Source organism: Leptolyngbya sp. Heron Island J (assembly GCF_000482245.1).
Classification (GTDB): domain Bacteria; phylum Cyanobacteriota; class Cyanobacteriia; order Phormidesmidales; family Phormidesmidaceae; genus Leptothoe.
This window is the reverse complement of record NZ_AWNH01000098.1, coordinates 1-21,699: the sequence shown is the minus strand read 5'-3', so window position 1 is coordinate 21,699 and position 21,699 is coordinate 1. Positions and strand designations below refer to the sequence as shown.

13 protein-coding genes and 1 pseudogene are annotated in these 21,699 nt (G+C 48.3%); 6 read left to right on the top strand and 8 right to left on the bottom strand.

The genetic code is table 11. The features are described 5' to 3' along the window. Window positions 1-311 precede the first annotated feature (311 nt). Both gltB and gltD read left to right on the top strand, forming a co-directional pair. Window positions 312-4,901: a glutamate synthase large subunit gene (gltB, locus tag N836_RS65225; protein WP_023075583.1), complete on the top strand. Its 4,590-nt coding sequence runs from the start codon at window positions 312-314 to the stop codon at window positions 4,899-4,901. Between the two features lie 149 nt (window positions 4,902-5,050). After that, entirely contained in the window at window positions 5,051-6,535 is a 1,485-nt protein-coding gene (gene gltD, locus N836_RS65220; RefSeq protein ID WP_023075582.1) for a glutamate synthase small subunit, read from the top strand. On the opposite strand, the gene N836_RS65215 is transcribed toward gltD, so the two are convergent. Continuing rightward, on the bottom strand, window positions 6,532-7,200 hold the full coding sequence (locus N836_RS65215; RefSeq protein ID WP_023075581.1) for a glutathione S-transferase family protein: 669 nt from the start codon (window positions 7,198-7,200) through the stop codon (window positions 6,532-6,534). The two genes, gltD and N836_RS65215, sit on opposite strands and share 4 nt — an antisense overlap. Before the next feature lie 96 nt (window positions 7,201-7,296). Then, a complete protein-coding gene (locus tag N836_RS65210) occupies window positions 7,297-7,890 on the bottom strand; it encodes a TetR/AcrR family transcriptional regulator (protein ID WP_031293916.1) in 594 nt (197 codons plus the stop codon). A 177-nt stretch (window positions 7,891-8,067) separates the two neighbouring features. On the opposite strand from N836_RS65210, the gene bcp reads away from it, so the two are divergent. Together bcp and N836_RS65200 are read left to right on the top strand one after the other, a co-directional pair. Beyond that, the gene (gene bcp, locus N836_RS65205; protein WP_023075579.1) at window positions 8,068-8,532 is read left to right on the top strand and encodes a thioredoxin-dependent thiol peroxidase; all 465 of its coding nucleotides are present in this window, start codon (window positions 8,068-8,070) and stop codon (window positions 8,530-8,532) included. 4 nt (window positions 8,533-8,536) lie between these two features. After that, window positions 8,537-8,992 (top strand): NUDIX domain-containing protein, encoded by a 456-nt coding sequence (locus N836_RS65200; RefSeq protein WP_023075578.1) that lies wholly within the window; start codon window positions 8,537-8,539, stop codon window positions 8,990-8,992. Window positions 8,993-9,009: 17 nt separating this feature from the next. Here the strand turns inward: N836_RS65200 and N836_RS65195 are convergent, their stop codons facing one another. After that, a complete protein-coding gene (locus N836_RS65195) occupies window positions 9,010-10,317 on the bottom strand; it encodes an ATP-dependent DNA helicase (protein ID WP_023075577.1) in 1,308 nt (435 codons plus the stop codon). Between the two features lie 112 nt (window positions 10,318-10,429). On the opposite strand from N836_RS65195, the pseudogene N836_RS78275 reads away from it, so the two are divergent. Then, window positions 10,430-10,627: pseudogene (locus N836_RS78275) on the top strand (c-type heme family protein); the annotation flags it as partial. Window positions 10,628-10,646: 19 nt separating this feature from the next. Here N836_RS78275 and N836_RS65190 read toward each other — a convergent pair. Continuing rightward, window positions 10,647-12,455, bottom strand: a complete 1,809-nt coding sequence (locus tag N836_RS65190; RefSeq protein ID WP_023075576.1) for a putative bifunctional diguanylate cyclase/phosphodiesterase — start codon at window positions 12,453-12,455, stop codon at window positions 10,647-10,649. A 92-nt stretch (window positions 12,456-12,547) separates the two neighbouring features. Continuing rightward, on the bottom strand, window positions 12,548-16,939 hold the full coding sequence (locus N836_RS73810) for a PAS domain S-box protein (RefSeq protein ID WP_161635031.1): 4,392 nt from the start codon (window positions 16,937-16,939) through the stop codon (window positions 12,548-12,550). Between the two features lie 255 nt (window positions 16,940-17,194). Between N836_RS73810 and N836_RS65185 the strand changes: the two genes are divergently transcribed. After that, a complete protein-coding gene (locus N836_RS65185; protein ID WP_023075574.1) occupies window positions 17,195-18,625 on the top strand; it encodes an ion transporter in 1,431 nt (476 codons plus the stop codon). A gap of 304 nt (window positions 18,626-18,929) precedes the next feature. Here N836_RS65185 and N836_RS65180 read toward each other — a convergent pair whose 3' ends face one another. The 3 genes from N836_RS65180 to cas6 form a co-directional block, all read right to left on the bottom strand. Further along, complete coding sequence (locus N836_RS65180; RefSeq protein ID WP_023075573.1) at window positions 18,930-19,430, bottom strand: DUF3368 domain-containing protein; 501 nt, start codon at window positions 19,428-19,430, stop codon at window positions 18,930-18,932. After that, window positions 19,423-19,677 carry a UPF0175 family protein gene (locus N836_RS65175; RefSeq protein ID WP_023075572.1) on the bottom strand — a complete coding sequence of 85 codons (255 nt, stop codon included), beginning with the start codon at window positions 19,675-19,677 and terminating at the stop codon, window positions 19,423-19,425. Before N836_RS65175 ends, N836_RS65180 begins: the two co-directional genes overlap by 8 nt. A gap of 136 nt (window positions 19,678-19,813) precedes the next feature. Further along, entirely contained in the window at window positions 19,814-20,956 is a 1,143-nt protein-coding gene (cas6, locus tag N836_RS65170) for a CRISPR-associated endoribonuclease Cas6 (protein ID WP_023075571.1), read from the bottom strand. Between the last annotated feature and the right edge of the window lie 743 nt (window positions 20,957-21,699).

Below are 21,699 nucleotides of genomic sequence, written 5' to 3'. Positions count from 1 at the left end.
AAAACTAAACATTCAATAGGTCGATACATCTGCGCTTAACAACAATCTGCGAGATCCGCTCACGAATGGTCCATTAGAAGGACTTGTCAAGTAGACGTGTATGGTAGGACAGCACGTTTAACAATTTGACAGTTTTATTAAGGATTAGTGCAAAACTGCTTTTCTCGTTAGAGAATGAAAACTCATCTTGAATTGTCTTGGGCGATGTTGATGAAGCGGCTTGTGTTACTGTGGCGTTCCCGACAAGCTCAGTTTCTCTAGCTGCCCTTGGGAATTCTTAATCAATACTTGCGCGTTTGTCAAACACTTCTATGACTAGTCACCAATTGCCGCCTAAGCAGGGTCTGTATGATCCTCAGTTTGAGCACGATGCGTGCGGAGTCGGGTTCGTTGTGCAAATGAAGGGACTAGCTTCCCATGAGATTGTGCAACAAGGGCTACAAATTCTCTGCAATTTAGAACATCGTGGAGCCTGTGGTAGTGAAGCGAACACCGGAGACGGTGCTGGTATTCTCGTGCAGCTTCCCCATCAATTTTTGCAGAAGGTGGCGAGGGTAGAGGGGTTTCGGTTACCCGCTCCAGGTCAATATGGGGCAGGCATTATTTTTACGTCACCGGATGCAGCGGTTCGGGCTGAGAGTCGTCGTCGGTTTGAGTCAGTGGCAGCTCAGATGGGGCAAAAGGTGTTGGGATGGCGCGATGTTCCGACAGACAATAGTGCCTTAGGGGCCACGGCTCAGGCGAGTGAGCCCCATATGCAGCAAGTATTTATTGAACGTTCGGCTGATCTGGAAGATGAGCTGGCCTTCGAACGCAAGCTCTATGTTATTCGTAAGCTGGCCTACACCGCTATTGGTAAGTCTGGGCACGATACCTACTGGTATCCGGCTAGTTTGTCGTGTCGCACGATGGTTTATAAGGGAATGTTGACACCGCCCCAGGTGAGAGACTTTTTCCCGGATTTAAGCGATCCTGAGTTTGAAAGCGCTCTAGCTTTGGTGCATTCTCGTTTTAGTACTAATACATTCCCTAGCTGGGAGCGGTCTCATCCCTATCGCTACATCGCCCACAACGGTGAGATTAACACTCTGCGCGGCAACATTAACTGGATGATCGCTCGACAGTCGATGTTTGAGTCAGAGCTGTTTGGTGATGATATGGCTAAGGTGAAGCCAGTCATTAATGTTAATGGCAGTGACTCGACCATTTTTGACAATGCTTTAGAACTGTTGGTGTTGGCGGGGAGATCGCTCCCCCACGCCATGATGATGATGATCCCCGAGCCTTGGACCGGGCATGAGTCCATGGATGATGCGAGTAAAGCATTCTATGAGTACCATGCCTGTCTGATGGAGCCCTGGGATGGCCCAGCATCGGTGGCGTTTACCGATGGTTCGATGATTGGGGCTGTGCTGGATCGCAATGGTCTCAGACCTTCTCGCTACTATGTGACCAAAGATGACCGGGTCATTATGGCCTCCGAGGCCGGGGTGTTGCCTGTAGGACCAGAGCAGGTTTTGGAAAAAGGTCGGCTGCAGCCAGGGCGCATGTTCTTGGTGGATATGGCGGCTGGCCGCATTGTTGGTGATGAAGAAGTCAAGTCAGAGATTGTTAACGCTCAGCCCTATCGTCAGTGGCTAGATCAGCATCAGCTGACCTTGCCGACATTGTCTGCAAAAATCCCCCAGGTGGAAGCGTCAAGTAGTGGCACGCTGCGTCAGCGGCAGATGGCCTTTGGCTATACCTTTGAAGAATTGCGGATGTTGCTGACACCCATGGCGCAGAATGGGGTGGAGGCGATTGGTTCTATGGGGACTGATACGCCTTTGGCTGTGCTGTCAGATCGGCCTAAGCTGCTGTACGACTATTTTCAACAACTGTTTGCTCAGGTGACAAACCCGCCAATTGACTCTATTCGTGAGGCGATTATTACGTCAGCGGTCACTACTCTGGGGTCAGAACGTAATTTGCTGGACCCGCAACCTGATAGCTGTCGGTTGATTCAGCTAAAGACGCCGGTGATTGGTAATGATGATCTGGCTAAGCTGAAAAGTGTGGATGAGCCTGGGTTCGCTGCCCTGACTCTGCCGATTCTCTTTGATCCTAAGGCGGGTGCCCAGGGTGTGGAGTCGGCGATGGCGGCATTGTTTGAACAGGTGGATGCTGCGATCGCAACCGGCACCAATTTAATTATCCTGTCCGATCGCGGCATGGACCCTGAGCATGCCCCAATCCCAGCCCTCCTGGCAGTATCTGGACTACACCACCATCTGATCCGCGAGGGTACCCGTACCCGTGTCGGCATTATTCTTGAATCTGGTGAGCCCCGCGAAGTGCATCATTTTGCCGTCCTGTTAGGTTACGGCTGCAGCGCCATCAATCCCTATCTAGCCTTTGAAACCCTTGAAGGTATGATTGCCGATGGCATGCTGGTGGACATTACCCCTGACGATGCCTGCAAAAACTACATCAAAGCAGTCACTAAGGGCACTATCAAAATTGCCTCTAAAATAGGCATTTCTACCCTGCAAAGCTATCGCGGTGCCCAAATTTTTGAAGCCATCGGCCTCAATCAAGGTGTAATCGACCAGTACTTTACCTGGACTGCTTCCCGGATTGAAGGCATTGGTCTGGATGTGATTGCTCAAGAGGCGGTTATGCGCCACGGCCATGGCTTTGCTGAGCGAGGTGATATTCCTGTTCTAGATGTGGGGGGTGACTACCAATGGCGCAAAGAGGGTGAAGCCCACCTATTTAATCCAGATACCATCCACACGTTGCAGCAGGCGGTGCGCTCAGGTGACTACGACACCTACAAGCGTTATGCCAATCTGGTTAACGATCAGAGCAAACAGCACTTTACCTTACGAGGATTGCTGGATTTCAAGGCACGTCAGCCTATCCCGATTGATGAGGTAGAGCCGATTGAAGCGATTACTCGTCGGTTCAAAACTGGGGCCATGAGCTATGGTTCCATCTCCAAAGAAGCCCATGAATCCCTGGCCATTGCCATGAACCGGGTGGGCGGTAAATCGAATACGGGTGAGGGTGGTGAAGATCCCGAGAGATTTACCTGGACCAACGAGCGAGGTGACTCCAAAAACAGCGCGATCAAGCAAGTGGCTTCGGGCCGATTTGGTGTTACCAGTCTCTATCTCTCCAAAGCAAAAGAGATTCAAATTAAAATGGCCCAGGGTGCAAAGCCTGGCGAAGGGGGGCAGCTACCGGGACGTAAGGTGTATCCCTGGATTGCCAAAGTCCGTCACTCCACCCCCGGTGTCGGTCTGATTTCGCCACCCCCCCATCATGACATCTACTCTATTGAGGATTTAGCTGAGCTCATCCACGATTTGAAGAATGCCAATCGTAGTGCCCGCATCAACGTCAAATTGGTGTCTGAGGTGGGTGTTGGCACCATTGCGGCTGGTGTGGCCAAAGCCCATGCCGATGTGGTGTTAATTTCTGGGTTTGATGGTGGTACTGGAGCCTCTCCCCAAACCTCGATTAAGCATGCTGGATTGCCATGGGAGCTAGGCCTGGCAGAAACCCATCAGACCCTGGTTCTGAATAACCTGCGAAGTCGCATTGTGGTCGAGACCGATGGTCAAATGAAGACCGGGCGCGATGTAGTGATGGCTGCACTACTGGGGGCAGAAGAGTTTGGCTTTTCCACCGCGCCCCTCGTTTCTTTGGGCTGTATCATGATGCGAGTTTGCCAGAAGAATACCTGCCCCGCTGGCATTGCTACCCAAGACCCACAGCTACGTAAGAGCTTTATCGGCGATCCTGACCACGTGGTGAACTTTATGCAGTTTATCGCTCAGGATGTGCGAGAACTTATGGCCCAGCTAGGTGTGCGCACCTTTGACGAACTGGTAGGCCATACCGATTGGCTCAACGTCAAGTCAGCCGTTGAGCACTGGAAAGCAAAAGGTGTTAATCTCTCCAAGATTCTGGAGCAACCTGATGTCGATGACAGTGTAGGACGCTACTGCCAGATCCCTCAAGATCATGGTTTAGAGAAGTCTCTGGATATCACCACGTTGTTGGATCTGTGTAAGCCTGCTATTGAAAATGGTGAATCAGTTAGTGCCACGTTGCCGATTTGTAACATCAACCGGGTAGTGGGCACCATTGTTGGTAATGAAATTACTAAGCGACATTGGGAAGGACTGCCAGAAGATACCGTACGTCTCAAATTCCAGGGCAGTGCTGGTCAGAGCTTTGGTGCCTTTGTCCCGGCTGGTATGACTCTGGAGTTAGAGGGAGATGGAAATGACTATCTCGGCAAAGGCTTAAGTGGTGGCAAGCTTATTGTCTATCCACCCAAGGCCTCCACATTTGTACCTGAAGACAACATTATTATTGGTAATGTGGCTTTCTATGGAGCAACAGGTGGTGAAGCCTATATCTACGGCATGGCTGGAGAGCGTTTCGGTGTCCGGAACTCTGGTGTGCATGCGGTGGTGGAAGCTGTCGGCGACCATGGTTGTGAGTATATGACGGGTGGCAAAGTTGTTGTCCTAGGCTCAACTGGTCGCAACTTTGCAGCGGGCATGAGTGGTGGTATTGCCTATGTGCTAGACGAAACTGGAGACTTTGCAACACGCTGCAACACCGAGATGGTGGATTTAGAACGTCTGGAGGAAGCAGAGGAGATTGCCGATCTGCGTGAGATGATTGCCAAACATCATCTTTATACCGGTAGTCGTAAGGCAAAAGAAGTTCTGGATGCTTGGGACGCTTACTTACCTAAGTTTGTCAAAGTAATCCCTCGCGACTATAAGCGAGTGATTCAGTCTCTGCAGCAGGCATTGCAAGATGGCCTGAGTGGCGATGATGCTTTATCAGCGGCGTTTGAAGCCAACATTAAAGATGTTGCACGGGTCGCAGGCAATTAACACATTTTGAGTGTTGGGTTTTGAATTTAGAGGTGAGATTGTTCACTAGTCTCTAAAAATGCTGGTTCTTCCTCAGTTCAAAATTCAGCACTTCAAACTCAAAACGTTTTCTTTGGATCACTCACTATTCATTACTGACGATTTCTCCCATGGGTAAACCAACAGGCTTTCTCGAATATGCTCGCGAAATGGCACCAGATGTCTCACCGCTGATGCGAATTCATCATTGGCGGGAGTTTCATACGCTCTTGCCGGATGAGAAACTGCGCAATCAAACGGCGCGTTGTATGGACTGTGGCACTCCCTTTTGCCATACCGGCAACACCATTAACCGTATGGCCAGTGGGTGCCCGATCAACAATCTCATCCCTGAGTGGAATGACCTGGTTTATCGTGGTTTGTGGAAAGAGGCCCTAGACCGTTTGCATAAGACCAATAACTTTCCTGAATTTACCGGGCGGGTATGTCCAGCTCCCTGTGAAGGGTCCTGTGTGCTGGGGATTCATAATCCACCAGTCACGATTAAAAATATTGAGCATGCCATTATCGATAAAGGCTGGGAAGAAGGTTGGGTAACGGCAGAGCCTCCGGCTAAGCGTACGGGCAAAACGGTTGCTGTTGTTGGTTCTGGGCCAGCGGGTCTATCGGCAGCGGCTCAGCTGAATAAAGCTGGGCATCTGGTGACTGTGTATGAGCGGGCCGACCGACCGGGCGGATTGCTGATGTACGGCATTCCCAATATGAAGCTTGAGAAAGAGGCAGTTGTGATGCGTCGGCTGAAATTGCTGGAGCAAGAAGGTGTGCGGTTTATTTGCAACACCGAGATTGGTAAGGATCTGCCTGCCGAGGATTTAGTTAAGGAATACGATGCCGTCATTCTTTGCACGGGGGCGACGCGACCACGGGATCTGCCAATTGAAGGGCGTGATGCTCAGGGTGTTCACTTTGCTATGGAGTTTTTGACTAAAAACACTCAGGCGGTCATCGATCCTACCCAGAATGAACATGTGATTTCTGCGGCGGGTAAGGATGTGGTGATTATCGGCGGTGGTGATACGGGTACCGACTGTGTGGGCACGTCGATTCGCCATGGCTGTACTAGTCTGACGCAGCTAGAAATTATGCCTAAACCTCCGGCTGAGCGGGCTGCCAATAATCCCTGGCCCGAATGGCCCAAAGTTTATCGGATGGACTACGGTCAAGAGGAGGCGGCCGCCAAGTTTGGTGACGATCCTCGCTCCTATTTATCTACGGCCACCAAGTTTGAGGCCGATGACAATGGCCATGTTAAGGCGGTTCATGTGGTCGATGTGGCCTGGGAAAAGAACGATCAAGGGCGGTTTGTCATGCAGCAGGTGCCGGGGTCAGAGCGAGTGATTCCGACTCAGTTGGTGCTGCTGGCCATGGGGTTCTTGGGGCCAGAGCAGCCCCTGATTGATGCCCTTGGACTAGAGCAGGATGGCCGTAGCAATATTCAGGCTGAATATAACCAGTACACGACATCTATTCCTGGTGTGTTTGCAGCTGGTGATTGCCGTCGTGGTCAAAGCCTGGTGGTGTGGGCGTTTAATGAAGGGCGCGGGGTGGCACGGGAGTGCGATCGCTACCTTATGGGTCACACCGATCTGCCCTAGACTGCCTGCCGCTGCCGTCGTTTTTGACTGACCCGAATCCACCGTCGAACTACCTGTTGCCAGGCTTCCAGCTCACTATCACTAGGGCTGGATACCTTCCAGGCGGGTCGAGTCGTGATTGCCTGGCACCAACGGCTCAGGACCGGATAAGGTGCGAGGGAAAAGCCTAATCGCTGAAATAGCGGAATAGTTGCTCCTGCAACAATATCTGCCAGATTGAGCGTATCTCCGCCAAAGTATGTGTGTTGAACTAAATAAGCTTCTAAAAACTGCATAATTTGATGGAGCTGCTCGTTTAACCCTGGGGCAAGGGGACGTTCAGCCATCATGATCACCTGGGAAATTTTGGGCATCAACTCATTTACAATCACTAGTTGCAGCATTTTCATTGTTGCGATCGCTTCACAAGAAGAAGGCACTAAAGTCGGTTCGGGATACTTAAGTTCTAAATAATCAAGAATCGCCAGGGACTCAATCAGCCGAAAGTCATTATCCTGAATCACCGGCACATGGTGGAATGGATTTAAAGCCAAAAACTCCGACTGTAAATGTTCTTTGTTCGGTAAATCCACCACCACCGGCTTAAATGGAATCTCCTTTTCCAGTAAGGCTAGCCAGACTCGACGTGAAATTGGAGATAGGGGATGGTAATAAAACGTCAGCATTGTTGCCTCCTATGGATTAAAAGGTACTCGTCAAAAAGACCGATCGGTCTTTTTGACATCAAAAAAATACGTAGATATTGGCAAAGAATTGAATTCTTAGATTTTCAGCGTTTCAATATAGTCCAGCAAATGTTGCTGAGCATGGCGCAAATGATCAGGTGCACCATAGAGTTGAGTCATCATTAGTCCCCCCTCTAACGTAGAAATAATCACGGTAGCCACGGCTTCAGGATCCGTAGAGGCATCAACTTGCTGATGCTTAATGCCCAGGGTAATGATTTTGGCCAGCAGGCGCTGCCAATTATCCATGGCCTGACGAGCCTGACGACGCAGAGTGGGATGGGTATCATCACTTTCAATCGCTGTATTCAAAATTGGACAACCTCCTTTGACAGTTGGAGGGTTCGCCATTAAAGAACAAAACGCTGCCACCATAGTCCTTAAACGCACAATGGCGTGGCGCTGCCCTCGTAAAGCTTCTGTGTAATGGGTCTGCACAAGCCCCACTGAAAAATCAAATGCAGCTACAGCCAAGTCATCTTTGCTTTTGAAATGGTTGTAAATACCTCCTTTCTTGAGACCTGTTGCCTGCATAATGTCGGACATAGATGTCCCTGCATAGCCCTGCTGATTAAAGACAACGGCGGCCTGTTGAATAATATGCTCTCTCGTGACTTGAGCCTTTGACACAGAAAATTCAATCAAGCAACTAAAAGACCGATCGGTCTTTTTAAGAGGGTATCAAGTTTTAATCAAAGCTACAAGAGCCCTATCCATCTTCCTGTGAGCTTCCTGGCGGCACTACCACCCAAGCATTCCGCTAGACGGTATACAATTTTAAGGGCAACCTTAGACCTCTCAGATTCAATGACCTTGCAAGTTGGCGATCCCGCTCCGGACTTTAGTTTGGCTGATGCTGACGGGAATACTGTTAGCCTGGCAGAATTAAAGGGTAAGCGTGTAGTGCTATATTTTTATCCTCGTGATAATACCCCTGGGTGTATGAAAGAAGCCTGTGCTTTCCGCGATAACTATTCAGCCTATCAGGCAAAAGATGTAGTTGTCTTAGGCGTCAGTGCAGACGATGCCAAATCCCATCAAAAGTTTATTGCCAAACATGACCTGCCCTTTCCACTGCTGGTGGATGAAGACGCTAAGGTGGCCACTGCCTATGGTAGCTATGGTCTAAAAAAGTTTATGGGTAAGGAATACATGGGCATCAGTCGCAGTACCTTTGTGATTGACCCAGATGGATGTCTGGAGAAGATCTACCGCAAAGTAAAAGCTGAAAAACATCCGGTTGAACTTCTTGCTGAACTCGACGAGCTTTGAACCCATGCCACAATTCTGGCGACCGTTACGCACGCTGTTAGGGTTACTATTACGGCGGCCTTTGGTTGGTACCTGTGTGATTCCGATTTTGCCTGATGGCCGTATTGTTTTGATTCAGCGCCGTGATAGCGGTCGTTGGGGGTTGCCCGGTGGTTTAGTGGATTGGGGTGAGGACATTGCCACCTCGGCTAAACGTGAACTACTGGAAGAAACCGGTTTAGATATCTTAAGCATCGGTCGTCTAGTGGGCGTATACTCTCACCCAGAGCGTGACCCGCGATTTGATTCAGTCTGTGTCGCCCTTGAAGCCTACGTGGATGGCGAGTTCCATATTCGAGATAAGGCTGAGGTGATGAGAATTGCCGCCTTTGCAGTAGACGACATTCCCCGTGGTAATCTGGCCCACGATCACGATCAGCAGCTACAGGACTACTTTAATGGGGCCACTGTTTTGGCCTAGATTTGATTCGGTAGCCCTTACTGGTAAATAAAGACCCGTTTGGCGGCACGGGTAAACGCTACATAACATAGCTGATTGCGCTCGACTACCTTGGAGTTTCTCATCAGGTCTGGCAGGTCCACAAAGATATCCTGAAAGGTTGAACCCTGACTTTTATGTACTGTCAGGCTGTATGCGTAGTTGACATCGTGAAACTGTTGTCGAAACTCCCAGAAAATCTCCCATTGTTTGTTGCTAGCATAGTCGCGTGAACGTCTCTCATATTCGGGGATACTGACTTCCTGCAGCACATTGAGAGTCTGGAATTTACCTTCTTCTGTGTAAACAGCAAGTTCCCAGATGGGCAGGTCTTCTATTTTTCCAGGCTTGACTTCTAATACTTCACATTCTTCTGAGGTTTGCAAAATAATCCCTCCTTCCTCAAGGCACGGATTGTTAGCAATCAGTCTTTCTCCAGGCACAAACTGTTCTAGATCATCGCCATAAATAGCGCGACGGATGACGCGATTTAATGTTTTGACTCGCTGATTTGTGTAAGCTAAGACTCGGACATAGTTGGGATCGGCTTTGTAGTTGTCGCAGGTGAAAGCGCGGATAAGTACATCGCGCCAGGGATATTTGGGGAGGACAAAAAAGCCTTCGGTACGATCTTCGCTGACATCGCTGACATACCTCGGTAGCTGTGCCCGTTCAATATTCCGGCGAATATCATCAGCAATTACTCCAATTGCCCCGCCATAGCGAATGACCTGAGTCAGGGACGACTGATGCATAATCTGGCTAAAGCAGCAGGATTCCGTTTCATTGACCGGTGGCAGCTGAGCCGGATCGCCCACAAACAGCATCTGGGTGGGAATATCTAGCCGAGAAATGGCCTCCACTAGCAGCTTCCACATTTCCTGGTTAATCATGGAACACTCATCCACGATCACCAGCCGATAGTCTGGCACCTGATTATGCTGGTCACTGACCGACTTAAAAATCTGTTCGCCGCTGCCTGTATCAATCACCGGTTTCAACCCGAGCAAACGACAGCAGGTCAGCGACTCTACCTTCAGATCCCACTGAGCTGCCATGGTTTTCAGAACCTTAGTGGCCTTATTACTAAAAGCTGTCAACACAATCGGCCAATCACAGCCCTGCTCCCGTAGGTAGGTGACTAGGGCTTGTAGCAGGGTCGTTTTTCCAGTGCCTGCATAGCCTGTCATCAAATACAGCTTTGACTGACTTTGCAAAAATTCCTCAATGGACTGCAGTGTCTCCCACTGCTCCTCGCTTAACTCAATCCCTGGCAGTATTTCTGGAATCGTGGCAGCGCTATCCATCTGAGCGAAGCATCCGGGTACGAAACCTATCATACCTGAGGAGTAAATAAGTACAAAAGAACTATTTATAAATACATCGACGCTATTCCTATAAAGAAGCCGTGCTCAATCCAATCTGGTTGAGCACTATGGCACCGAAAATGGGTTTGGTTGGAAACTCAATGAAATTGTTGGCGCTCAAATGCTGTATTTACCGATTGAAGACTTTGCCGATACCGATCGTTCTTTGTTAAGTAAAGTGATGGCCGTTTTTGTGACTGTGATGGCGGTTGCTCTAATGGTAATCAGGTTTTGGTTGAGAAGGGGATAAACAGCTCTTCTCCTTTCTGTTACAGCTGAGCCGTAATGGTTCTGCTATCTACAGGTGTGCCCCACAAATAGCCTTGCATATATTCACAGCCTAATGTTTCCAGGGTGGCCAATTGCACCGAGTTTTCCACGCCTTCAGCAGTTACGGTCATGCCCAGCTCATGGGCTAAATTAACAATGGCTTTAATCACCTTTAGTCCTTTAGCTGTATTGTTCATTTGCAGGATGAAGGAACGATCGATCTTTAAGTTTTCGATTTTTAAGCTATACAAATAGCTGAGAGAAGATGAGCCTGTCCCAAAGTCATCAATACTCACCATGATTTGGTATCGTTTGAGCTTTTCCAGGGTAACCATCACCGCATCTGTTTTTTGCATTAACCCATATTCAGTAATATCAAACGCTAGATTGTGATGCTCAATCTGCGTTTCTGCCAGAATGTCATCCAAATAGTCAATAAAATCTCCTTGGGTTAATTGTTGGGCTGATAGATTGACATGTAACCTAAATGAAGGGTGCAGTAATTTTTTATCTTGCCACTCTTTTAGCTGATGACAGGCCTGATGTAATACATAGCGGTCTAGCTTAAGAATTATTTCCGTTTCTTCGGCCACCGGAATAAAATCATCAGCGACAAGCAGTCCTTTTTGAGGATGGTGCCAGCGGACCAGAGCTTCCAAACCGTTAAGAGAATTATCTGCTAAGGAAATAATCGGATGATAGACAAGGACTAATTCTTGATTCTGTAAGGCCTGGTGTAGCTGATTTTGAACATGAAAGAAGGAGAGAGTCCGCTGATACATTTCAGCATTGAAAACCTGAATGTTGCCAGCACCTGCTGATTGAGCCTGGGATAAGGCCGTACTCGCATCCCTAAGCATATGCGTGGATTGGGTATATTGATTCGCATATAAAACAATGCCAATATCAAGCTGAGTATAAATTAAATCGTTGTTGATACGAAAAGGGTGGCTGATCTCTCGTTGCAGCTTTTGGGCAAATTGGATGATTGCCTCCGGAGAATTAGATGTTTCGATCAGGATTGAGAATGTATCCTCACCAAAATTAGTTAACAGTGAACCTGGCTCGATTAGGGACTCTAATCGCCTGGTCATAGCTATAATTAGCTGATCCACAGCATGATGCCCCAGGGAGTTTTTAACTAGCTCAGTCTTGTTGCATTTCAGCAAAATCAAAGCAGGTTTATGAGATTGACTTGATTGTGCCTGGTTTAGTACCTGTTGCAGGCGCTGAGCCAGTAAGACTCGATTAGGTAACTCTGTCAGACTACTGTGGGTAGCCATGTGTACCATTTCTTCTTTCATTCGCAGACGCTCACCTATTTCCATTTCTAGCTGAGCAGTGCGTTGTATAACCCGCTGTTCTAGTTCAGTATTGAGTTGTTGGATTTCAGACTGGGCGGCTCGCAACTTGAGGTGATTGCTGACCCGTGCTAACAATTCTTCTGCATGAAAGGGTTTGGGAATATAGTCTACGCCTCCCAGGCCAAATGCTTTGACTTTGTCATCGGTTTGATCTAATGCACTTAGAAAAATAACCGGAATCTCTTGGGTGAGCGGATTGGCTTTCAGCAATCGGCACACCTCATAGCCATCCATCCCAGGCATTTTAATATCTAATAAGATCAGGTCTGGCCTGGCGGCTTTGGCAATTTTGAGGGCAACTTGGCCACTAATGGCGCTCCGCACCTTATATCCTTGTTGGGTGAGTACGGTGGATAGGAAGTCTAGATTGGGAGGAACATCGTCCACAACCAAGATATCTCCAAAAAGAGCGTAATTCTTTGATGCGTCTGATAGTGAAGTCATGGTGCTCAAAATTAGAGAAAGCGTGGAAGTGGGGGTATTTAGACAATTAATCAACAATAGTGACGCTACCTGTGCATTGTTTCATCATAAACTCAGGTTCTATGGCTTCCAATGGATGCAGCGGATAGTTCTGCAATCAGGTCACAGCGGAAGCCTTTGACTAGCTTTTTCAACGCTGTTGCTAATTGATGGTCAGCTGTTGGTATTTCCTGAATTAGATGAGAGACCCATGCTGCATCACCCAGTTCGGAGGCCTGATAGAGCTGGGTGAGCCAGTTCTGGGGCTGTAAGGAGAGCAACTGGGCGATAATTTGATGCTGAGTGTCGGATGATAACAGACCTGTATTGCCAGGTGGCTGATGTTCATAGATGTATTGCACTCCCAGATGTTGCTGTAGCTTTTGAAAAATAACGCTGTCTTGGAAAGGTTTACGTACAAAATCATCACAGCCTATGGACAAGACCATCTGTTTCTCGCTTTCCAAAGCGCTGGCTGTGAGAGCAATGATGGCTGGTGCCTGACCTTTGATGCTGGCACGAATATGCTGTGTAGCTTCATATCCGTCCATTATCGGCATGCGCATGTCCATCCAAATCAGGTGAGGATGCCATTCTTCCCAAAGAGATACGGCTTCTTGGCCGTTAGCGGCTGATCTCACCTCAAATCCGACGGTCTCAAGTAGTTGAACGAGCAGAGTCCGGCTATTCCACTGGTCTTCGACGACGAGGATACGGTAGCTCGGTTGAGCGGGAGCCAGGTGAATAACGACTGGATGGGCTGTATTTTCTTCAACCTTCAGTTGTTCGATGGGGGTGATGGGTAGATTGAATTGAAAGGTACTGCCTTGGCCGAGAGTACTCTGGACCGATAAGTGTCCCCCTAAAAGTTCGACGTAGGTTTGACTAATGGCTAGCCCTAACCCTGTGCCACTTTGAGATTGGCGGCCAGCGTCGGTTTGATAAAAAGCTTGGAAGAGATGTTCAAGTTCGTGGGGGGCAATGCCCTGCCCAGTATCTTGCACTTCGATGCACAGGGGAGCATGGCCATACACTTTGAGGGTAATGTGGCCATCATCGGTGAATTTAATGGCATTACCCAGCAAGTTAATCAGAATTTGGCGTAGTTTGGCCTCATCAGTTTGAACGTATTGAGGCACCTCAGGGCCGTAGTCACAGGTTAAGAGCACTCCCTTTTCCATGGCTTTGGTCTGAAACATTGCTGTGACTGACTGGAGTAAATTGTGGAGATTGAATGGGTGGGAGTGAAGATGGGTGCGGCCAGCCTCGATTTTGGCCATATCGAGAACACTATTAATCAGGGTGAGTAGATGATCGCCGCTGGTTCGAATGACGTCTAAATGCTGGACTGAGTCTTGCTGAAACTGGGCAGGATTGTACTTAAGGGCGCGCTGCATAATCTGAACAAAGCCAAGAATCGCGTTGAGAGGTGTGCGTAATTCATGGCTCATGTTGGCCAGAAACTCACTTTTGACCTGGCTGGCTTGTTCGGCGGCTTGAATGGCAGTTTCTAGGGCAATATTTTGACGAGCCAGCTCTTTGCGCTGTGCATGTTCTTGTTCCAGTAGGCGTGCCTGGGCGATCGCAATTCCAACTTGGGCGGCAACGGATTCTAGGAGTTCAATTTCCCAGGCTAACCAGGTACGTTGGCGATCGCACTGATGAATTTCGATCACACCGTTGGGCTGGTCTTGATAGGAAGTGCGAATAGCGATGATAGATTTGATGTGCAGTTGCTCCCACAGGGCCAGTTCCTGTTGGAATTCAGCAGTCTGGGCCACATCGTCAGTGACCAATGCATTTTCTTGGGAGAGCACGGTTTGGATATGAGAACTTTGCAGAATGGGAAGTTCAAAATCTTTTCGAGAGCTATAGTCAGGGATCAAATACTCAGCAACAGTGTCTAATTTTGGCCCTGATGCATCCGTATAGATGTGCAGACAGCAGCGACTGATTCCAAAGGCCAGACCAATCTCTTCTACGGTTGTTTGGTATGTTTTCTGAGTGTTCAGGCTTTGGCGAATTTCATTACTGATTTTTGTGAGTAGCCTTTCACTTTGAACTTGCTGGGCGAGTTCTTCTTCAATGGTTTTGCGAGCTGTAATATTGACTGTGGTGCCAATGATGCGATGGATATCTCCTTCGCTATTGTGCAGTGGGGTGAGGGTGGTTAACCACCAGTTCCATTGATGATTAATCAACAACTGTTCTTCAAATGTGCGGGGTTGGCCACAATCAACACAGTGCTGATATTTATGAATAATTTCAATCGCGGTTTCTGGTGAAAACAGATCTTCTGGTGTAGAGTCAATCAGGCTTTGTCGTTTTGTGCCAGACATGCGCTCAACGGTGGCGTTGGAGTCTACATAGCGAAACTGGTGATGTCCTAGTACATCGACCACAAAAATTCCCACCGCTACTCCATTGTAAATACTGCGGAGGAATTGTTCTTGCTGCTGAATTGTGGCTTCGTTGCGTTTACGATCGCTAATATCTGTGTGGGAGCCTACCATGCGGATGGGGGTGCCAGTTGCATCCCACAGCGCTTGTCCACGATCTAAAATCCACTTATACTGGCCGTTTTTACAGCGCAGACGATATTCTTCCGTAAAAAACGAGGTTTGTTGTGCTAGATGAGCCTGAGTCGATCGTAGCACCCGCTCACGATCAGCTGGATGTAGACGGCGTTCCCATTCAGATTTATGATTACGAATTTCGTCGTCGCAGTAGCCTAAAATCTCCTTCCATCTTGCCGAGTAAAAGATCTCATTTGAGGCCAGATTCCAATCCCAGATGCCGTCATTATTCCCTTTTAAGGCAAGCTGCCAGCGTTCTTCGCTTTGGCGAAGCTGTTCTTGTTTGGCAATGCGATCGCTAATATCATTGGCAATCACCAATACACAGGCTTCTTCCTGAAAATAAATAATTTCAGCTGATAAGAGCACAGTTTTGACCTCTCGCAACGCGTTGCGAACAGACCACTCCTGATTTCGAAGTCTGTTGTGTATCAGCTCTTGACGGAAAACTTCACGAGTTTTTGGCTCAATCCAAATGCCTAATTCTGTGCTGGTGTGGCCGAGAATCTTCTCTCTAGGTAGACCTAGTAACTCTACAAAGCGATCGTTGACTTTGATATAGCGTCCCTCATCCAGGGTACTGAGGGTGATGGCATTGGGACTGGCCTGAAACACCTTGGCAAAGGTCTCTTCTGAGTGTTGCAGTGCCTGGGTGCGCCGCTCAACCAGGCTCTCAAGTTGTTGAGAATAGGTTTTTAGTTGCGATCGCGATGTCTTTAAATCATCTGCCATCCGATTAAAGCTATCGATCAACAGGTTTAACTCCTGAATCGAAGATGGCAAGAGACCCTGGGAGGTATTACCCTGTGCCAGGGACTGAGTCGCTAGCCCCAGGTGCCGGATGGGGCGATTAATCCACCGAGCAATGAGAATACTCACCCCGCTAGAAATTGCCATGGCCAATAACGACAACAGGACGGTATTGCGACTATTGGCTCGAATTTGGCCGGTAAAATCAGCTTCAGGTAGTAGGGATACCCCTAGCCAATGGAGGCCATAGTTATCGGTAAACGGCGTGATTTGTACCCAGTAATTTTCACGTTGAATCCGAAAGCTAAATTGCTGTGCACTCTGCAGTGGCTGATTGGTTAACCGATTAAGTACATGTTCAGCTGCGGTTTCCACTAAGACTTGTTGCTCAACCTGTTCATTTGATGCAGATGGTGTTGGTTGATCGAAAGGAGGTTGTCCAGCGGAACTGACCAAAATTTTGCCATCGGTGTCCATAAGAAACATGGCATTGGCAGGGCTAGTTTGGACCCGCCGCACAAAGGTTTCAATGGCATCAAGGGTAAAGTCTGCACCTAGGACGCCTTGAAAGCTGTTATCAGTGCCCAAGTAGGGACGTACAAAGCTAATTCCTAAGGTGGGTGATGGGTCTTCAAAATCGTAGATTCCCGTCCATCGAGGACTTTGGTTATTAGTCGCAATCTGATACCAGGGCCGTTGGCGGGGGTCGTAGGAGTTTTTGGGTGCCCTAGTCTGCAGACGACCATCGCTCGTCACTGGAGAAATCTTGACTAATTCGTCTGCAGCGTCATCTTTGATGGCAAACTCCAGGCTATCGTCGGGCAGTCGGCTAAGTTCCACATACCGTCCGTCAGCATCGCCGTAGTAAATGTAGGTAACCTCTGGAAACCGCTGAATTTGACGAAACAGGTGGGGAAACCAACGGTTTAGATTTTCAGTGTCTAGCTGCTGTAACGCCAGTTCATCTTCATTTTCTTGCGTGATGAGTCGTGGAACAGAGGTGTAAGTCTCTAGCTTGTGCTGAAAATGTTCTCCAGTTTGATTAAGCAGCTGGTAAGCTAATGTCTCGACGGCTTCTTGCCCATTACGATGCGCTAACCAACCGGTGACTGCTGTAACGCCAACGATCTGAGCAATCAAAGGAATCGTAATCAGTGATCTTAACGATAATTTCACTGGGGAGTGGCTGCGTAAAAATGCTTAAAACCTAAGCATAGCGATTCATTGATGGAAACGCAGAATATGGTTGATAAGACTTGATGAGGGGCTCTTCAGACCTTCGACCTATGGCTAGGGTGATGGCTAGAATCCCTATGATATTGCTGCTAAAACTATCTAATAATCGTATCTTTTAACGGCTATGCTGGATGCCATTCTCCAGCTGTTTCTACTTCTATGATTGAGGGTGTTCGCAATGTTTTACGGATAAAAGGGGCAATCGATCGTTTTATTCATGCGCCTCAGACTGAAATTGCGCTGGTGACACTGATTTTAATATCCGTAGTTCTGGTCGTATTTGAGGTGGTTCTAGAAACTCGTGGGTTGACAACTCGCTGGGTGAATCATATTCAGGCGGGGCTAACGAGTATTTTTATTTTGGAGTTGAGCTGCCGGTATTGGGTGGCGCGAAAAAAGCGGCGTTTCTGGCGTAACTACTGGCTGGATGTGCTGGCAGTGATGCCTATGATCACCGCGTTTCGATTGCTACGACTGCTGCGGATTTTGCGGTTGCTACGGGCAGGAATTTTGCTGAATCGTAGCTTAGGGCGGTTGTCGAGTGCGATCGCAACCAGCCTTGGTCTACAAATAGGCGTGTTTATGGTGATTGGCCTCATCGTACTCACAAGCGGCTTAGCGACCTATCTATTCGAAGCCCCCCATAATCCCAGCCTTAACTCCTTACGAGACTCCATGTGGTGGAGCTTTTTATCCCTGGTAGCCGGAGAGCCCGTTGGTGGCGATCCTCAAACAGATATTGGCCGTGTGATTGCCCTGGTGGTGATGATGGGTGGACTCACCACCTTTGCCGTATTTACCGGCGTTGTTTCTGCCGTCATGATGCGCAAACTAGAAACATTTATGGATTTTAAAGCTTTGGAAATTGACGAACTGCGCGACCATATTGTGATTTGTGGCTGGAATCGAGGCGGCCATCTGATTGTCGAAGAGCTACTGGCCGATGGCGCTATGAATCGCTGTGCTGTAGTGATTGTGGCCGAAGCAACCGATGAACCCTCCCAAGCACTGAGCCATCTCAACCAATCCCAGCTGTACTTTTATCCCGAGGACTATACCAAGATCGACATCCTTGAAACCATAGGGATTAACTATGCCTCGCGAGCAATTTTATTAGCAGATGCCACCCATCCCCGCACCGACCAAGATCGAGATGCTCGGACAGTGCTAGCAGCCCTCACCATCGAAAAATTGAACCCTTCGATTTACACCTGTGCGCAGCTGTTAGACCGGCGCAACGACGTCCAACTCAAGCTGGCCGGAGTCGATGATGTCATTGTCACCGAAGAAGTATCGAGCCATCTGATTGCCACATCAGCCCGCAATCAAGGTTCAGTAGAAGCTCTAGCCGAACTATTAACCGTCCAAAGCGGCAATCAAATTTATGAAGTCCCCATGCCGCCTACTTGGGTCGGTAAGGAATATTGGGCGCTAGCTCAGCATCTGAAACAACAATCTGATGCATTATTGTTAGCCATCGAGTCCATAAAACAAGGAGAACGCATTACCCAAGTGAATCCTCCAGCATCTTTAATCTTATCGATAGAGGACCGATTGGTCGTTATTGCACAGCAGGTGCCGCGATTGTGAGGGGTTCTATGTATAGCTGTTTTATGGCACGCTATATGTATGATTTTAAGTATTTGACAGCTATGACTTTTCTAGGTGCATCGTCCCTAGAAGAACGGTGACTAAGTTGTTTTTCTTCTGAGAGGTATAGCCCACGCTCTATCTAATCTTCTGGATAAGTTTGCTGATTGTTTGATTGATGGTCAAAATCTGGCCTCATTAGAGCGTCTTGCAACTGCTAAGAAAGCTGTTTATTGAGTAAAAACGTGCTACATAGTCGTTTAAATGAGAAGTGAAGCAGGTGGTGTCCTCGAATGTGGAACTTTTAGCCTTCACCAGATTGCTTGAGCGCAAAGTCAATCACCCTTTGACTTAAACGAATGTTGCGAATTTGCATATTGTTGATTGCTTGTTTGACTGACAAAACTGAATTATGTTGTTTTGCCTTTAGCAAGATGCCAACAGACCCTGTGAGGGAAAGGCCGCTCAACCTGGCTACTCGACGACCAACAGCTTCATCAATACAAACAATATGAATTCCCTGATCCATAGCTAACTGAATGACAGACGCTTCTCCCAAATCTAGCGAGTTGAGCAATAAAGGTGAGATTTTTAATGGAGCGAATTGTTTTTTTAGCCAGGTTGTCTGCTGAAATTCTAGAACGCCAAAATTTGCAGGACCACCTGTAAGAATCTCTTGGCACACCTCAAATGGGACCAATACTTGATCATATAAAGGTTCTAATGGCTGTAAATCTCCCCAGGCTGCAATCAATGCGATCAGAGGTGAGGTATTAATCACAATAGTTTCAGTCGATCTAGGCATTGGCTAGATCAGACATTAGATCTGCCTCGGATAGGTCAATCATAGGCACGTTATAGTCTGCTAATTTAAGCAAAAACGTCAGTCGATCAACTCCTAGCAATACAGCGGCCATTCCAGATGAAAGGCGCTGCATTTCGAAAAGCTTTACCGCCATTGCCCATTTAGCTTCCTGCTCAAACTGCTCTCGGGTATGGCCTAAAGCGTCAGGAAATGCCTCTGGATAATCTATTGTTAGCTGTAGTGCCATAGTTTCAAATCCCTAGTGCTTTTGACTTAGTCTACAAAATTACTCTAGCCATCAACTACCCTCACCCCTACTCCCTTCTACTAAGCATCAATAACCGGAAAAGGCACAATACCAGTCCATCCTCACTCTCTCCTTATTATCTTTTTTCCCTATCATTCAACTCCCTCAGCGCCCGCCTTGCTAACTTCGAATACGTTTTTGCCGTCTCATAGGCCAGTTCCATATCATCTGCAATTTCTAGCAGTGAGTCTCCCTGTTCTCGTCGGGCCACAATCGTCGCCCAGGTTTCTGCGGTGTCAATGGCGCGTCGTCCGCCCTGACGCTTTTTCATGGAGAGAAATATCTCGGTTAGCTCGTCCATGCGTTCGGCTAGCAAACGCTGCTGGGTGGGTATCTGTGGTGCAGCTTGGGCTGTGTGCCAGCCTAGCTGCGTTTCGCCAAGGCCAAAGGTGGTTTTGTGTCCTGTGCCGCAGTAGGGGGCTAGCTGGGTGAGGGCGTAAAACATGGCGACAAACGGTTTCTCAGTAATGCCACGTCGGTCAATGCCATAGGTAACTGCACCCGTAAACCCGGTTACAGAACCCTGTTTGCCGACGGCGACTTTGGTGGTGGATATTTGATGCTGAGTGACGATCACATAGGTATCCACCCAGTCGAGAAAGTCGTCCTGATTAATGGGTTTGTTGGAAAAGTGGTTCCAGCGGCGCAGGTAGCTGTGAAAGACATTGGTGGGCCACGGTAATGGCAAATGATGTCCCTTACGGCGAAAGCTGGTAGGACTATGGAAACTCAGGCTGACGCTACCTTCTCCACTCTGGCCTTGCCGCAATAGTTTGGCATAGGTGGTAGGTGGATGAGCAAACTTGACAGATTCTATCGTCAAAGGAGAATTTTTTAGTACAATCTCGTCTGGTAGTTGCCGTAGCCAGGTGGCTAGCCCTTGAGTTACCGGCTTACAGAGAGCACTGACCCGCCAGCGATAGGGTTTATTTCGCTGTAGCTGCAACGATTGACTTTGGGGGATAAACTGACCGTCCAGACCAGTGAGGCTAAAGGGCTTTTCTGATTCGCCGTCGTGCATGTAGGCGGATAGCTCTGGGTCGATATCTCGCATCTGGTGCAGAAACCAGGCATGGAGGCCAATGGTGTACTGGGCGTAGAGGTCGCTATTGGCCACAGGCTTGAGTATAAACTCTAAGCTGACCAGGTCTGTGGTCTTAGGCCAGTAGGTTTTGGCGGCAAGGTTGAGGGTAGTGTCTGATTTTTTGGGTCGTGCCATGGTGCAGCCCTCTTACAGAAAAGTTGCCGCAATTGTATCCCCTTTGGGGGATTTTAGAACACTATTCAATCAATTTTTTACGACTTTTCTTTATCCGTTTTTACCCTTCACCATAAAGCTCACATAATGGTCTTCCTAACACTTCAGCAAGTGCAATGGCCTGATCACGATACACATTAGGCGGTTGCACATAAATAAAAACCCAGACAAGAAACAGTTGAGCAAAATCCTCCCCTTACCAAGGGGAGGTGCCGAAGGCGGAGGGGTCTGCGGTTGCTAGCGCTAGATGTCGAGATCCCTCCCTAACGGTTCCCCTTACTAGGCTACGGTGTATGCACATCTAGGGATCTAGCCTGAAAAGTGGCTCCAGACGCTGCATTTGCCCTCATCCTAAATCCTTCTCCCCCAGGGAGAAGGATTTAGGATGAGGGCTCTATATCTTGAGTCATTACTCGACTTGTGTGTACACCGTAGCCTTACTAAGGGGAACCAGATATCGCCGAGCTTCAAAACGGTCTCTTATTTTCATGCATATCCCTTAGTACTCTGGAAAGTAAATTTATTGCCATATCGTAGATGGGTTCGATAGGCTGAATTAACGTCTCCACCCCCGATCAATTCGCAAATGAACAAACGTCATCTTGAGTTAAGCGCCACTGACCGCAGCGACCTAGAAGCCCTTTTGAGCAAAGGTCAACTGGGGGCACGGCAATTCAAACGAGCGACTGGTCTGCTGGAGTTGG